The organism is Streptomyces sp. NPDC043876 (genome assembly GCF_056435825.1).
This window is the reverse complement of the sequence record NZ_JBWKDV010000017.1, coordinates 57,447-72,153: the sequence shown is the minus strand read 5'-3', so window position 1 is coordinate 72,153 and position 14,707 is coordinate 57,447. Positions and strand designations below refer to the sequence as shown.

At 71.0% G+C, this 14,707-nt stretch carries 14 protein-coding genes; 7 read left to right on the top strand and 7 right to left on the bottom strand.

Translation table 11 applies throughout. The annotated features are described in order from the left end of the window. Positions 1-114: 114 nt before the first annotated feature. Positions 115-609 (bottom strand): inorganic diphosphatase, encoded by a 495-nt coding sequence (locus AC0693_RS35765; protein WP_215021489.1) that lies wholly within the window; start codon positions 607-609, stop codon positions 115-117. 177 nt (positions 610-786) lie between these two features. On the opposite strand from AC0693_RS35765, the gene dacB reads away from it, so the two are divergent. The 6 genes from dacB to folE all read left to right on the top strand — a co-directional run bounded on the left by dacB (position 787) and on the right by folE (position 8,335). Continuing rightward, on the top strand, positions 787-2,211 hold the full coding sequence (gene dacB / locus AC0693_RS35760) for a D-alanyl-D-alanine carboxypeptidase/D-alanyl-D-alanine endopeptidase (RefSeq protein WP_469319081.1): 1,425 nt from the start codon (positions 787-789) through the stop codon (positions 2,209-2,211). An 81-nt stretch (positions 2,212-2,292) separates the two neighbouring features. Further along, entirely contained in the window at positions 2,293-3,420 is a 1,128-nt protein-coding gene (locus AC0693_RS35755; RefSeq protein WP_468469983.1) for a zinc-dependent metalloprotease, read from the top strand. A gap of 262 nt (positions 3,421-3,682) precedes the next feature. After that, on the top strand, positions 3,683-4,768 hold the full coding sequence (gene tilS, locus AC0693_RS35750) for a tRNA lysidine(34) synthetase TilS (protein WP_469337374.1): 1,086 nt from the start codon (positions 3,683-3,685) through the stop codon (positions 4,766-4,768). Positions 4,769-4,830: 62 nt separating this feature from the next. After that, positions 4,831-5,391, top strand: coding sequence for a hypoxanthine phosphoribosyltransferase (gene hpt, locus AC0693_RS35745; RefSeq protein ID WP_356406650.1), 561 nt, complete (start codon positions 4,831-4,833; stop codon positions 5,389-5,391). Positions 5,392-5,583: 192 nt separating this feature from the next. Beyond that, positions 5,584-7,617 carry an ATP-dependent zinc metalloprotease FtsH gene (ftsH, locus tag AC0693_RS35740; protein WP_356406653.1) on the top strand — a complete coding sequence of 678 codons (2,034 nt, stop codon included), beginning with the start codon at positions 5,584-5,586 and terminating at the stop codon, positions 7,615-7,617. Positions 7,618-7,732: 115 nt separating this feature from the next. Beyond that, positions 7,733-8,335, top strand: a complete 603-nt coding sequence (gene folE, locus AC0693_RS35735) for a GTP cyclohydrolase I FolE (RefSeq protein WP_469319078.1) — start codon at positions 7,733-7,735, stop codon at positions 8,333-8,335. A gap of 117 nt (positions 8,336-8,452) precedes the next feature. On the opposite strand, the gene AC0693_RS35730 is transcribed toward folE, so the two are convergent. The 6 genes from AC0693_RS35730 to AC0693_RS35705 form a co-directional block, all read right to left on the bottom strand. Then, entirely contained in the window at positions 8,453-8,932 is a 480-nt protein-coding gene (locus tag AC0693_RS35730) for a DUF3180 domain-containing protein (RefSeq protein ID WP_356406659.1), read from the bottom strand. Positions 8,933-8,980: 48 nt separating this feature from the next. Further along, the gene (gene folK / locus AC0693_RS35725) at positions 8,981-9,589 is read right to left on the bottom strand and encodes a 2-amino-4-hydroxy-6-hydroxymethyldihydropteridine diphosphokinase (RefSeq protein WP_356406662.1); all 609 of its coding nucleotides are present in this window, start codon (positions 9,587-9,589) and stop codon (positions 8,981-8,983) included. After that, the gene (folB, locus tag AC0693_RS35720) at positions 9,586-9,945 is read right to left on the bottom strand and encodes a dihydroneopterin aldolase (protein ID WP_356406665.1); all 360 of its coding nucleotides are present in this window, start codon (positions 9,943-9,945) and stop codon (positions 9,586-9,588) included. Before folB ends, folK begins: the two co-directional genes overlap by 4 nt. 128 nt (positions 9,946-10,073) lie before the next feature. After that, positions 10,074-10,517 (bottom strand): nuclear transport factor 2 family protein, encoded by a 444-nt coding sequence (locus AC0693_RS35715; RefSeq protein WP_356406668.1) that lies wholly within the window; start codon positions 10,515-10,517, stop codon positions 10,074-10,076. A gap of 49 nt (positions 10,518-10,566) precedes the next feature. Then, positions 10,567-11,436: a dihydropteroate synthase gene (gene folP, locus AC0693_RS35710; protein WP_356406671.1), complete on the bottom strand. Its 870-nt coding sequence runs from the start codon at positions 11,434-11,436 to the stop codon at positions 10,567-10,569. Positions 11,437-11,529: 93 nt separating this feature from the next. Next, complete coding sequence (locus AC0693_RS35705) at positions 11,530-13,380, bottom strand: phosphatidylglycerol lysyltransferase domain-containing protein (protein ID WP_478804174.1); 1,851 nt, start codon at positions 13,378-13,380, stop codon at positions 11,530-11,532. A gap of 151 nt (positions 13,381-13,531) precedes the next feature. On the opposite strand from AC0693_RS35705, the gene AC0693_RS35700 reads away from it, so the two are divergent. After that, on the top strand, positions 13,532-14,641 hold the full coding sequence (locus AC0693_RS35700; RefSeq protein ID WP_356406677.1) for an alpha/beta hydrolase: 1,110 nt from the start codon (positions 13,532-13,534) through the stop codon (positions 14,639-14,641). The last annotated feature ends 66 nt before the right edge of the window (positions 14,642-14,707 follow it).

Sequence of the window (14,707 nt, the reverse complement as noted above, 5' to 3'; positions counted from 1 at the left end):
CGCGTGCTCCTGTGTCCCTGGGCCGGATTCCGAACCGGTGATCCAATTATGCGGAATCGTTTCGTCCGTGGCGGCCCGGGATACGCCGACGGGCGGACATCAGCGGAGCTGCACTCAGTGGTGGTCGCCCTGCGCCTGCAGGCGCTTGTACGAGGCCTCGATCTCGGCCTCGGCCTCGGTGCGGCCGACCCAGTTCGCGCCCTCGACGGACTTGCCGGGCTCCAGGTCCTTGTAGACCTCGAAGAAGTGCTGGATCTCCAGGCGGTCGAACTCGGAGACGTGGTGGATGTCGCGCAGGTGCTCGACGCGCGGGTCCGAGGCCGGGACGCAGAGCAGCTTGTCGTCGCCGCCCGCCTCGTCGGTCATCCGGAACATGCCGATCGCGCGGCACTTGATCAGGCAGCCCGGGAAGGTCGGCTCGTCGAGGATGACGAGCGCGTCCAGCGGGTCGCCGTCCTCGCCGAGGGTGTTCTCGACGAAGCCGTAGTCGGCCGGGTAGCTCGTGGACGTGAAGAGGCGACGGTCCAGGCGGATCCGGCCGGTCTCGTGGTCCACTTCGTACTTGTTCCGCGAGCCCTTGGGGATCTCGATGGTGACGTCGAACTCCACGTCCTGCTCCTCCATGATCAGCTGCATTGCTTCGGGACATGCGGTCGACCGCGTGCACGTCCGGACGACGCGTGCGCGTCCGGCCCAGCCCTGCGGGTGGGGTGCCATGCTCGCGGCAAGACTCAGTGGTTAAGTGTCCCTCACGCATACGTGTGATCGCGAAAGGGGCTGGTCGAGGTGCCATTGATCAAGACATGGCAGCTCATCACTGGTTCGGCCGTTGCGGGCCTGGCCCTGTCGGCCGGCGCGGTGGTCGCGGCCGGGCCTTGGGACTCCGGCCAGCGTAAGGCCGAGCGGGTCGCGGCCGCCTCCTGGGGCCGTACGGGTGGCGGAGATCACGGGGAACAGCAGCTTCCGCTTGCCGCTCCGAGCGCCCCCGGCGTGCTCTCGCCGCTGCGCGCCCCCGGATCCGCCCCGGCCGCCCCCGCGCGGAACCAGGACTCCCTCGCCGGTGCGCTGCGCCCCTTGCTGGCCGATTCCGCGCTCGGCACGGCCCGCGGCGCCTCGGTCGTCGAGGCGGCCACGGGCGCGGTGCTCTTCGAGTCCGGGTCCCGCGAGGCGATGACCCCGGCCTCCACCATCAAGATCGCCACCGCCTCCGCGGCCCTCGCGGCCCTCGGCCCCGAGCACCGCATCAAGACCACCGTCGTACCGGCCCCCGGCGGCCGGATCGTCCTGGTCGGCGGCGGCGACCCCTCGCTCAGCGCCCGCAAGAAGAACCCCGCGGGCCCCGGCGGCAGCCTCGTCGCCCTCGCCGCCGACACCGCCCAGGCGCTGCGCTCCGCGAACACCGACACCGTCACCCTCGGATACGACGCCACCCTCTTCACCGGGCCCGCCCGCCACCCGATCGGCCCCAACGGCAACATCGCGCCCGTCAGCGCCCTGATGGCCGACGAGGGCCGCTCCGACGACTCCTTCTCCGGCCCGGCGGACCGCAGCGACGACCCCGCCGGGGACGCCGCCCGCGCCTTCGCCGACCTGCTGCGCGAGCGCGGCATCACGGTGACCGGCGAGGCCGCCGCGGCCAAGGCCCCGGCCGGCGCCCAGCCGCTGGCCGTCACCCTCTCCACCCCGCTGGGCGCCCTCGTCGAGCGGATGCTGACCAACAGCGACAACGACATCGCCGAGGCCCTGGCCCGCCAGACCGCGCTGGCCGCGGCGAAGCCCGCGAGCTTCGAGGGGGGCGAGCAGGCCGTCACCGAGCGGCTCGCCACCCTCGGCGTCGACCTGGCCGGTGCCCGCTTCGCCGACGGCAGCGGGCTGAACCGCGCCGACAAGGTCAGCGCCGGACTGCTCACCTCGCTCCTCGCCAAGGCGGCCGACCCGGCCCGCCCCGGGCTGCGGCCCGTCCTGACCGGGCTCCCGGTGGCCGGCTTCAGCGGCACCCTGCGGGCCCGCAACGCCGGGGAATCGCCCGCGGCCGGCCTGCTGCGCGCCAAGACCGGCACCCTCACCGGCGTGAACTCGCTGGCCGGAGCCGTCGTCGACCCTTCCGGGCGACTGCTCGTCTTCGCGTTCCTGACCGCGAACACCCCGGCCCCGGACACCGCCGAGAAGGCCCTGGACAAGCTCGCCGCCACCGTCGCCACCACGCCGTAGCGCCGGGAGCCCCGCGGGAAGGCCCGCCGAAGGTCCCGCCGGGGGGATCCGCCGGGCGGCCCGTCCACGTACCGTTGACGCATGACGAGCATCGGTGGTGCGGAGATGGTCGACTGGAATCTCGCGGTGACGACCGCGACCCGGCTCGTACGGCCCGGCCCGGAGATCACCCGGGACCAGGCGCGGGCCGTGGTGGCGGAACTGCGCGAGCACGCCAGGACCTCGGAACGGCACGTGCGCGAGTTCACCGGAATGATCCCCGAGGGCCTCGCCGTGGAGGACACGCCGGTCCTCGTGGTCGACAGGGCCGGTTGGGTCAAGGCCAACGTGGCCGGGTTCCGGGAGCTGCTGGGCCCCCTGCTCGGCAAGATGCAGGAGCGGCGCGGCGCCACGCCCGGCGGCGCCGTCCTCGGCGCGGTCGGCGGCAAGGTGACCGGGGTGGAACTGGGGATGCTGCTGAGCTTCCTGTCCTCGCGGGTGCTCGGCCAGTACGAGACCTTCGCGCCGGTCTCCCGCGAGCTGCCCGGAGCGGCGACGGGCGGCGGGCGGCTGCTGCTGGTGGCGCCCAACATCGTGCACGTCGAGCGCGAGCTGGAGGTCGACCCGCACGACTTCCGGCTGTGGGTGTGCCTGCACGAGGAGACGCACCGTACCCAGTTCACCGCCGTCCCGTGGCTGCGCGCCCACCTGGAGGGCGAAATCCAGACGTTTCTGGGCGCCACCGAGATGGACCCGATGACCATCCTGGAACGGCTGCGCGAGGCCGCGCAGTCCATGGTCGGAGCCCGTCCCGAGGGTGAGCGCGGGGAGGAGGGCCGGTCCCTGGTGGAACTCGTCCAGACCCCCGAGCAGCGGGAGGTGCTGGGGCGGCTCACCGCGGTGATGTCCCTGCTGGAGGGGCACGCGGACTTCGTCATGGACGGGGTCGGGCCGCAGGTGGTGCCCTCGGTCGCCGAGATCCGGGAGAAGTTCCAGACCCGCCGGGCCAGCGGCGCCGGCCGCCTGGACCAGGCCCTGCGCAAGCTGCTGGGCCTCGACGCCAAGCTGCGCCAGTACCGCGACGGCGAACGCTTCGTGCGCGCGGTCGTCGGCCAGGTCGGAATGGACGGGTTCAACCGGGTCTGGACCTCGCCGAACACGTTGCCGACCAAGGCGGAGATCGCCAGGCCCGCGGACTGGGTGGCCCGCGTCCACCGCCTGGGGGAGTGAAAGGGCGTGAACAAGGGGGCGTAAACGTGTCTCCTTGGGGGAAGCAGCATCACCCGTCCGAGGGACCGTGGGCCGTGGAAGGGCGTGCGATGCTCAGGGAACGGCTCGGTTCTGTCACCATCGACGCACTCTGAGTGACAGTCCGTCCTCTCGCGAATACCCCTTCGCGAGGTTACGGCGGGCACGGCCGAGCAGCACCCCGAGCGCGCACCACCCTCCCCACGCCTCCGAGGCATCCGAACTCCACCGAAGGGCACCGGACATGGGTCCCCATCCTGCGGTCGCAGCGATACGCCTGGCGGTCCGCCGCGTACTCCACGACGTCCTCACCGACCTGACCGACCCCACCGAACGCCGCACCGCCCCCGCTGCCCGCCGCGCCGACCGCGCCGACAGCAGGGCCCGCACCGACCGCGCCGGCGGCCCGCAGCCGCTCGTGCTCGTCGCCTGCTCCGGCGGCGCCGACTCCATGGCGCTCGCCTCCGCCCTCGCCTTCGAGGCCCCCAAACTCGGTATCCGGGCCGGCGGCATCACCGTCGACCACGGCCTCCAGGACGGCTCCGACCTGCGTGCCGCGGAAGTCGTCAGCCGGATGACCGCGCTCCACCTGGACCCGGCGGAAGCCATCGCCGTGCGCGTCGGCCGCGAGGGCGGACCCGAGGCCGCCGCGCGCGACGCCCGCTACGCCGCGCTCGACGAGGCCGCCGACCGGTTCGGCGCCGCCGCCGTGCTGCTCGGCCACACCCGCGACGACCAGGCGGAAACCGTCCTGCTCGGCCTGGCCCGCGGCTCCGGCATCCGCTCGCTGTCCGGCATGGCCGAGATCTCCGGCGGGCCCGGCCGCGCCGGCCGCTACCGCCGTCCCTTCCTGCACATCGACCGGCAGACCGCCCGCAAGGCCTGCATGGTCCAGTCCCTGCCCGTCTGGGACGACCCGCACAACATCGACCCCGCCTACACCCGCAGCCGGCTGCGCCACGAGGGACTGCCCGCCCTGGAGAAGGCGCTGGGCAAGGGAGTGGTCGAGGCCCTCGCCCGGACCGCCCAGCTCTCCCGGGACGACGCCGACGCCCTCGACGCCTGGGCCGCCGACGCGGAGTCGGCCGTCCGGGACGAACTCGGCCAGCTGGAGTGCGCCAAGCTCTACGCCCTGCCCCCGGCCGTACGCCGCCGCGTGCTGCGCAGGGCCGTACTGTCGGCCGGGTCCCCCGCCGGTTCGCTGTTCGCCCGCCACATCGAGGAAGTGGACCGCCTGATCACGGGATGGCGCGGTCAGGGCGCCATCAACCTGCCCGGCCGGGTCGAGGCCCAGCGCCAGGGTGGCAGACTGGTCATCCGGCAGGGCTGATGGTGCTCGAACACGGCTGAGGCCTCCGGGGAACCCCGGAGCCGCGGCCGACAACGAAAGTGATGCGGGTGGACGAGAAGGACATGGGCGACGACCTCCAGTCGGTGCTCATCACCAAGGAAGAGATCGACGCGAAGCTGGCCGAGCTGGCCGCGAAGATCGACGAGCAGTACGCGGGCAAGGACCTGCTCATCGTCGGTGTCCTCAAGGGCGCCGTGATGGTGATGGCGGACCTGGCACGCGCCTTGTCCACCCCGCTCACCATGGACTGGATGGCGGTGTCCTCCTACGGGGCCGGGACCCAGTCCTCCGGAGTGGTCCGCATCCTCAAGGACCTCGACACCGACATCAAGGGCAAGCACGTCCTGATCGTCGAGGACATCATCGACTCCGGTCTGACGCTGTCCTGGCTGCTGTCGAACCTGGGCTCCCGCGAGCCGGCCTCCCTGGAGGTCTGCACCCTGCTCCGCAAGCCCGACGCGGCGAAGGTCGCCATCGACGTCCGCTGGGTCGGCTTCGACATCCCCAACGAGTTCGTCGTCGGCTACGGCCTCGACTACGCCGAGAAGTACCGCAACCTCCCGTTCGTGGGCACGCTCGCCCCGCACGTGTACGGCGGCTGACCCCGGCGCCCCCGGATCCCCACCGGGGAACCTGGGGGCGATTCCCGCCGTTGGAGCAGGGGAAGGCGGGTCTGTCAGCCGTCCCACGAGGCCGCGGGTGACAATTCAGGGGTACATTCCGAAGAACAGTCTTTACTCACAGCAGCATTTACCTACGGGCAGGAGGGACGGGGTGCTCTGCGCCCCGTATGGATGGACGTGAAGCGATACTTCCGTGGGCCGGTCATGTGGATCGTGCTGGCCGTCCTCGCCGTGGTCGTGTTGATGAACGTCGTCGGCTCCGGCGGCGGCTACAAGTCGGTGGAGACCAGCGAGGTCATCAAGGCGATCAACCAGGACCAGGTGGCGAGCGCCAAGCTCACCACCGGTGACAGCCAGATGATCAAAGTCGAGCTGAAGAGTGGCGAGAAGCTCGGCAAGAACGACGGCACCAAGTTCCAGGCCAACTACATCGGGGACCAGGGCGTCGCGCTCGCCAAGGACCTCCAGACCAAGTACGACGCGGGCAAGATCGCGGACGGGTACACCGTCTCGCCGGACAAGACCAGCCCGTTCCTGAGCGTGCTGCTGTCCCTGCTGCCCTTCGTCCTGATCGTCGTGGTCTTCCTGTTCCTGATGAATCAGATGCAGGGCGGCGGCTCCCGGGTCATGAACTTCGGGAAGTCCAAGGCCAAGCTGATCACCAAGGACACGCCGAAGACGACGTTCGCCGACGTGGCGGGCTCGGACGAGGCGGTGGAGGAACTCCACGAGATCAAGGAGTTCCTGCAGGAGCCGGCCAAGTTCCAGGCCGTTGGCGCGAAGATCCCCAAGGGCGTGCTGCTCTACGGCCCGCCCGGCACCGGAAAGACCCTGCTCGCGCGCGCCGTCGCGGGCGAAGCCGGTGTTCCCTTCTACTCGATCTCCGGTTCCGACTTCGTCGAGATGTTCGTCGGTGTCGGTGCCTCGCGTGTCCGCGACCTGTTCGAACAGGCCAAGGCCAACGCTCCGGCGATCGTCTTCGTCGACGAGATCGACGCCGTCGGCCGGCACCGCGGTGCGGGTCTCGGCGGCGGCCACGACGAGCGCGAGCAGACCCTCAACCAGCTGCTGGTCGAGATGGACGGCTTCGACGTGAAGGGCGGCGTCATCCTGATCGCCGCCACGAACCGTCCGGACATCCTCGACCCGGCGCTGCTGCGCCCCGGCCGCTTCGACCGCCAGATCGCGGTCGACCGCCCGGACATGCAGGGCCGTCTGGAGATCCTCAAGGTCCACCAGAAGGGCAAGCCGGTCGCCCCGGACGTCGACCTGGGCGCGGTAGCCCGTCGTACGCCCGGTTTCACCGGAGCGGACCTGGCGAACGTGCTGAACGAAGCCGCGCTGCTCACCGCGCGCGGGGACCGCAAGCTGATCGACAACCACTCCCTGGACGAGGCGATCGACCGCGTCGTGGCGGGCCCGCAGAAGCGGACCCGGATCATGTCGGACCGGGAAAAGAAGATCACCGCCTACCACGAGGGCGGACACGCCCTGGTCGCGGCGGCTTCCCCGAACTCCGACCCGGTCCACAAGATCACGATCCTGTCCCGCGGCCGTGCCCTGGGGTACACCATGGTCCTGCCGGACGAGGACAAGTACTCCACCACGCGCAACGAGATGCTCGACCAGCTCGCGTACATGCTGGGCGGTCGCGCGGCCGAGGAACTGGTCTTCCACGACCCGACCACGGGCGCCGCGAACGACATCGAGAAGGCCACCGCCACGGCCCGCGCGATGGTCACCCAGTACGGCATGACGGAGCGCCTGGGCGCGATCAAGTTCGGTGGCGACAACACCGAACCGTTCCTGGGCCGCGACATGACGCACCAGCGCGACTACTCGGAAGAGGTCGCCGCGCTGGTGGACGAAGAGGTCAAGAAGCTCATCGAGACGGCGCACAACGAGGCCTGGGAAATCCTGGTCGAGAACCGCGACGTCCTGGACAACCTCGTCCTCGCGCTGCTGGAGAAGGAAACGCTGAACAAGGAGCAGATCGCCGAGGTCTTCTCGACGATCGTGAAGCGTCCGGCCCGCCCCGCGTGGACCGGATCCTCCCGCCGTACCCCGTCGACGCGTCCGCCGGTGCTCTCCCCCCGGGAGCTGTCGCTGACGAACGCGGCGAACGGGAGCTCCGCTCCCGTCTCGACTCCGGTGTCCACGGAGAAGACCCCCGAGGCGGCCCCGGAGGACCGTCCCGAGAGCTGACGCGACGAGCACTCCGGAATGGATGCCGCGGTCCCCAGGATCTAGCCTGGGGGCCGCGGCACTTTTATATGTCCAGCACTGCTGTACAGCACTGCAAGGCAGGAACGAGGAAGAGATGACCGATCCGGTGACCCTGGAGGGCGACGGCGTGGTCCGCGAGTTCGACGAGAAGCGTGCCGAGGCGGCGGTGCGCGAGCTCCTCCTCGCGGTCGGCGAGGACCCGGACCGCGAGGGCCTTCTGGAGACCCCGGCACGGGTGGCGCGGGCCTACCGCGAGATCCTGGCGGGCCTGCGGCAGGAGCCGGAGGACGTGCTCACCACGACGTTCGACCTGGGGCACGACGAGATGGTCCTGGTGAAGGACATCGAGATCGTCAGCCTCTGCGAGCACCACCTGCTGCCCTTCCACGGGGTGGCCCACGTGGGGTACATCCCGGCGGAGTCCGGCAAGATCACCGGTCTGTCGAAGCTGGCCCGGCTGGTCGAGGTCTTCGCCCGCCGCCCCCAGGTGCAGGAGCGGCTCACCTCGCAGATAGCCGACTCGCTGATGCGCATCCTGGAGGCCCGCGGGGCCATCGTCGTCGTCCAGGCCGAGCACATGTGCATGTCGGTCCGCGGCATCCGCAAGCCGGGCGCCAAGACGATCACCTCGGCGGTCCGCGGCCAGCTCCGCGACCCCGCGACCCGCAGCGAGGCCATGAGCCTCATCGTGGGCTGACGCGCCCCCGGACACGGCAGGGGCGTACCCGGACACGGGAAAGGACGGCGGTCGCATCGCGCGACCGCCGTCCTTTTCTTCCGTGTGTCTTCCGTGTCTTCTTCCGTGTCCCCGGGGTCAGACGCGGGCGGCCGCGTCGTCCTCGTCGTCCGGGAGCCGCAGGACGCGCTCCAGGAAGAGGGCCGCGACGATCACCGCGAAACCGGCCAGGACCGAGAAGCCCGCGTAGTAGGCCTGCTCGCGCCGGGCGGGCACGTCCAGGCCGTCCGTGAGGAGAAAGAGCCCCACACCGCCGTACATGCCCGCCACGAGGGCCGCCACGAGGGCGCTGGCCTGCCCGAAGACGACCGCGCGGGCCGCCATCAGGGGATCCACGCCCTTCGCGCCCGGCCGGCGCTCCCGCTGGGCCTTGAGGCGGCCGCGCAGCGAGAGGGCCGTGGCGCACAGCACGACGGCGATCACCGCGAGGACGACCGGGGCCGCCAGCGGCACCCCCGGCAGGGTCCCGTAGGAGTTCCACAGCCGGGCGCCCGCCCAGGACAGCACCCCGGCGACCGCGAAGATGCCCGCCAGGACGACCGGCCTCAGTTGCTTCACGTACCCGTTCCCCGCTTTCCCATCCGACAGCAGTGAACAGGCTAACGACTACTCCGGCAGGTGGAGTTCCAGGTCGGGGCGCGCCGTGACGCCGTCCCGCCCGACGGCGGCCAGCAGCTCGGCGACGCTGCCGCGGCCCGCGATCACGGCCTCCGGGTCCACGTCGTGCCACGGGGCCAGCACGAAGGCGCGCAGGTGGGCGCGCGGGTGCGGGAGGGTCAGCGCCGGGTCGTCGGAGACCACGTCGGCGTACGCGACGATGTCGACGTCGATGGTGCGCGGCCCCCAGCGCTCCTCGCGGACGCGGTCGAAGGCCTCCTCGATCGCGTGCCCGCGTTCGAGCAGCGAGGACGGCGGCAGCGTGGTCTTCACGCGGACCACGGCGTTGAAGTAGGCCGGCTGCGAGCCGGGCTCCACGCCCCAGGGCTCCGTCTCGTACACGCCGGAGACGCCCTTGACCCGCAGGCCGGGGGTGTCGCCGAGGGCGTCGATGGCGCCCTGGAGGGTCTCCAGGCGGTTGCCGAGGTTCGCGCCGAGGGCGATGACGGCCCAGCGGGGGTTGGAGAGGGTCACGTCCGCGGCGTCCACCGTCTCGACGACGGAGGCGGGGACCGGCTGTACGGTCGGGTCGCTCTGTGCCTTCAGTCCGTTGTTCATGCGCGGCTCCGGGTGATCGTGATGGTCACGTCGTCGAAGGGGACGGTGATCGGCGCGTCCGGTTTGTGCACGACGACCTCGACCTCGGCCACCGCGTCGTGCTTGAGGCAGCGCTGGGCGATCCGCTCGGCGAGGGTTTCGATGAGGTCGACCGGCTCGCCCTGGACCACCTCCACGACCTCCTCGGCCACCACGCCGTAGTGCACCGTCTTCGTCAGGTCGTCGTCCGCGGCGGCGGGCCGGGTGTCGATGTGGAGCACCAGGTCGACGATGAAGGTCTGGCCTTCCTCGCGCTCCCGGGGGAAGACGCCATGGTGTCCGCGAGCCTTGAGGCCGCGCAGCGCGACACGATCCACGCGAATCACTCCTGCTTTCCTAGGTACTGCCGTCCGGGGCTCCCCGGGGCAAGGGCCTGAGCCGAGTGCGGTCGGCGTCGTCCGTCTTCGAATTTACCTGCGATGACGGGCGAACCGTGCCGACGGGGTCAGGAAGGCTCCTCGTCCCCGTCCTCCTCGGAGTCCGTGAGCACCGGAGATCCGTGGTGGGACCACAGCCGCCACCCTTCGGATGTGCGACGGAACACATTCGTCGCGACGACCAGCTGCCCCACCAGGGGGCCCAGCTCCCCGCCGTCCTCGGCGGGCCCGCCGCTGAGGATGTTCTCGGTGCAGGTGACGACGGCCGTGTCGGCTATCACGGTCACCTTGGTGTCGGTCAGGAAGAACTGGATGTACTCGGTGTGGCTCATGATCAGCGCGTACGAGCGCAGGACCTCGCCGCGGCCCGCGAGGACCGGCCAGCCCGGGTGGACGCAGGAGATCTCGTCCTCCAGCCAGAGCGCCGACAGTGCGTCGAAGTCCCCCCGCTCCATCGCCTCGTAGAAGGCCGTGTTGACCTCTTCGACCGCCTCGATGTCGGTACGGCTCACCGTGCCCCTTCCCCTGCGCGTTCGACCGCCGTGCGGATCACTGCGCGGATCACAGTGCCCCTTCCACGGCGCGGGCCACCCGAACCGCGTCCGCCGTCGCCCGTACCTCGTGGACCCGGACGGCCCAGGCGCCCTCGTGCGCCGCGATCGCGGAGACGGCGGCGGTGGCCGCGTCGCGCTCGCGGGCGGGCGGGGGAGCGGAGTGCGAGCCCGCCAGCACGCGGCCGAGGAACCGCTTGCGCGAGGCCGCGACCAGCAGCGGGAAGCCCAGCGCCCGCAGCTCGGGGAGGTGCGCGACCAGCGCCAGGTCGTGCTCGGCGTTCTTGGCGAAGCCGAGACCCGGGTCCACGACGAGCCGGTCGGGGGCGATGCCGCCCGCGATGACCGCGTCGATCCGCGTCCGCAGCTCGGCGGTGACCTCGGCGACCACGTCCTCGTACACGGCGAGGCTGTTCATCCCCTCGCTGAAGCCGCGCCAGTGCATCACCACGAAGGGCACCTCGGCGGCCGCGACGGCCCCGATCATGCCGGGGTCGGCCAGTCCGCCGCTGACGTCGTTGACCAGCGCCGCACCCGCCTCGACGGCCCGCGCGGCCACGGTGGCCCGCATGGTGTCGACGGACACGGTGATCCCCTCGGAGGCCAGGCCGCGCACCACGGGGACGACGCGGCGCAGCTCCTCCTCCTCGTCGACGCGGGTGGCGCCGGGCCGGGTGGACTCGCCGCCGACGTCCACGAGGTCGGCGCCCGCGGCCACCAGGTCCAGGCCGCGCTTGACGGCCGCCGTGGTGTCGAACCAGCGTCCGCCGTCGGAGAAGGAGTCGGGGGTGACGTTGACCACGCCCATGACCCCGCAGCGGTCCCATCGCGGCAGACCCGTGACCGTGCCCCTGGTGACGGCTGCGCGCTTCGTGTTCATGGGTCCAGGGTAGAGCTGCCCTGCGGATGGCAGGGCCCCGGCGCCTGTCGGCTGCCGGGGCCCGGGTTCCCGTACGCGCACGGGTGCGCAGCGTTACGCCGCCCGCACCTTGCGGTCGCCCTGGGAGGGCACGGTGGCGCCGTGCTCGTGGGTGCAGGTGCGGACCGGCTTCGGACGCCGGCGGGCGGCGAAGAGGCGCGGCAGGGCCACCGTCACGAAGCCTTCCGCCTGCATCACGGCGAAGCCGATGCGGGGGAGGTCGCGGCTGCTGCGGTAGACCATGAAGCGGGGCTCCCAGCGGGGCCGGAACTTCTCGTTGAACTTGTACAGCGACTCGATCTGGAACCAGCGCGAGAGGAAGACCAGCAGGCCGCGCCACATGCGCAGGACGGGACCCGCGCCGATCTTCTCGCCGCGGGCGAGCGCCGCGCGGAACATCGCGAAGTTCAGCGAGACCTTCTCGATGCCCAGCGCGGGGGCGGCCTCCAGGGAGGCCACGATCAGCAGCTCGTTCATGCCGGGGTCGGCGGCGCGGTCGCGGCGCATCAGCTCCAGCGACATGCCGTCCTTGCCCCACGGGACGAAGTGCAGGACGGCCTTCAGGTCGCCGTACGGGCTGGTGTCGCCCTCCTCCACGCGGTGCGCGGTGGCGATGTAGCAGTCACCGTCGCCCGGGTCGCCGACCCGGCCCAGCGCCATGGAGAAGCCGCGCTCGGTGTCGGTGCCGCGCCACGCCTCGGCGGCGCCGCGCACCTGCTCCAGCTCGTCCGCGGTCAGCTCGCTGACCCGGCGGACCTTGGTGGTGTAGCCGTTGCGCTCGATGCGCTTGACCATCTGGCGGACGTTGCGCATGGCGCGTCCGGCGAGCGAGAAGTCCTTGACGTCGACGATCGCCTCGTCGCCCAGTTCCAGGGCGTCCAGACCGGTCTCGCGGGTCCACACCTCGCCGCCGGTCTCGGAGCAGCCCACGACGGCCGGGGTCCACGAGTGGGCCTTGGCCTCCTCCATGAACCGCTCGATCGCGCCCGGCCAGGCCTCGACGTCGCCTATGGGGTCGCCGGAGGCGAGCATCACGCTGGAGACGACGCGGTAGGTGACGGCGGCCTTGCCGCTGGGGGAGAAGACGACGGCCTTGTCGCGGCGGAGCGCGAAGTGGCCCAGCGAGTCGCGGCCGCCGTGCTTGGCGAGCAGCTCGCGCAGCTTCGTCTCGTCGTCCGCGGTGAGGCGGGCGGCCGGGTGCTCGGGGCGGAAGGCGAGGTACATGGTGGTCAGCGCGGTCAGCATGCCGAGCGCGCCGAGGGAGTAGCCGACCGTCCAGGAGACCCGCCCGGCGTAGTCGACGGGGCCCTCGAAGCCGAAGAGGCCGTAGACGACGTGGGAGATCTGTTCGTAGATGCCCGGGTTTCCGACGACCTTGCCCGGGTGCGAGTTCACGATGACGAGGCCGAGGCCGATCGAGCCGGCGCTCATCAGGACGAAGTTGGCGAGCGCCTTCCAGCGGCTGCGCGGATCCGGCAGCGCCCTGAATTCACCCTGGTGGCGCAGGATCAGCGCGAACAGCGCCGCCGCGAGGACCAGGCTGACGAAGGAGTGGCGGTAGGCGAACTGCGCCACCGCGCCCGCGGGCAGCAGGACGACGGCGGCCCGCCAGGCCCGGCGCTTGCGGCGCTTGAGTCCGTGGGCCAGGAGGAGGAGCAGCACGCCCGCGCTGATGGCGAGGGCGGCGGCGAAGGGGCCGAGGGATCCGGGGATCACCTCGGTGAAGGCGTGGACCCGGCTGTGCCGGAAGCGCGGGAAGACACCCGCGAGGACGTCGAGGAACCCGACGATCATCACGGCCGTGCCTACCAGGCCGGGTACGGCCTCCGGTCGTGGTCCGCGGAGGATTCGGCGGACCCGGCTCGGAACCTGTCCCGACTTATCGCCATCTATCCTGCTAGACATCGCTTCCCGTTGCTCCGCGAGAGATCATTGGCCGAAGGCCGTGACGGCCTCCGGTGTGTGGTGCGTCCAGTAGGACGACACGAAGGGGGAGCGGGTTCACTCCCTCATCGCAAAAACTCGTCCTGCCACTCAGAAAGACGGCTTACTGCTCATGGGTCTCACCAGCAATCTGGTTCTGGCGCTGGCCATCATCGCCGGTGTGCTGCTGTTCGCGGCAACGGTCTGGTTCTGGCCGCGGCTCTCGGGCCGCACGTTCCGTGCGTACACCGGCCGCATCGCGCTCCTCCTGGCGACGCAGCTGGCGCTGTTCTCCGCAGTCGGCCTCGCGGCCAACAAGTCCTTCCTGTTCTACGGATCCTGGGCCGACCTCTTCGGTCAGGAGACCTCGGTGGGCAAGGTCGTCGACCACTCGATGAGCAGCAAGGACATCAAGGTCGTCGCCAAGCAGAAGCTGGACGTCCCCGGAGGTGCCCGGCCGTCCGTCGGCGGCCAGATCCTGAAGGTGTCGATAACGGGCCAGAAGTCGAACATAACGAGCCCAGGCTACGTCTGGCTGCCGCCGGAGTACTTCCAGCCGCAGCACGCCAAGGCCAACTTTCCGGCCGGGATCGTGCTGACCGGCTACCCGGGCACGGCGGAGAACCTGATCAAAGGGCTGAACTACCCCATGACGGCCTTCAAGCAGGCCAAAGCGGGCAAGATGAAGCCGATGATCCTGGTCATGCTCCGCCCGACGGTGGCGCCGCCCCGCGACACCGAGTGCGTGGACATCCCGGGTGGCCCGCAGACCGAGACCTTCTTCGCCAAGGACCTCCCGCAGGCCATCACGGAGACCTTCCGGGTCGGCAAGAAGGCCGAGAACATGGCCTTCATCGGCAACTCGACCGGCGGCTACTGCGCGCTGAAGATCGCCGCGCACCACCCCAAGACCTTCGGCACGGCCGTCGGCCTGTCCGCCTACTACGAGGCGCCGAACGACCCGACCACCGGTGACCTCTTCCACGGCGACGCCAAGCTCAAGGACCGCGCCGACGTCCTGAAGAGCCTGGAGGGCAAGGCCCCGTCCGGTACCTCGTTCCTCGTCACCAGCAGCGAGAAGGGCGAGCCGAACATCGGGGACACCCGCAAGTTCATCAAGGGCGTCAAGAGCCCGGACCGGGTCTCCTCGATCATCCTCGACAGCGGCGGCCACAACTTCAACACCTGGCGCCGGGAGATCCCGCCGATGCTGGTGTGGCTGAGCAGCCGGGTGCAGGCCTGATTCCCCGCGCCTGAGCCCGGGCCCCGCGCTCGCGCGGGCCCCCGCTCAGGCCTCCCGCAACTCCGC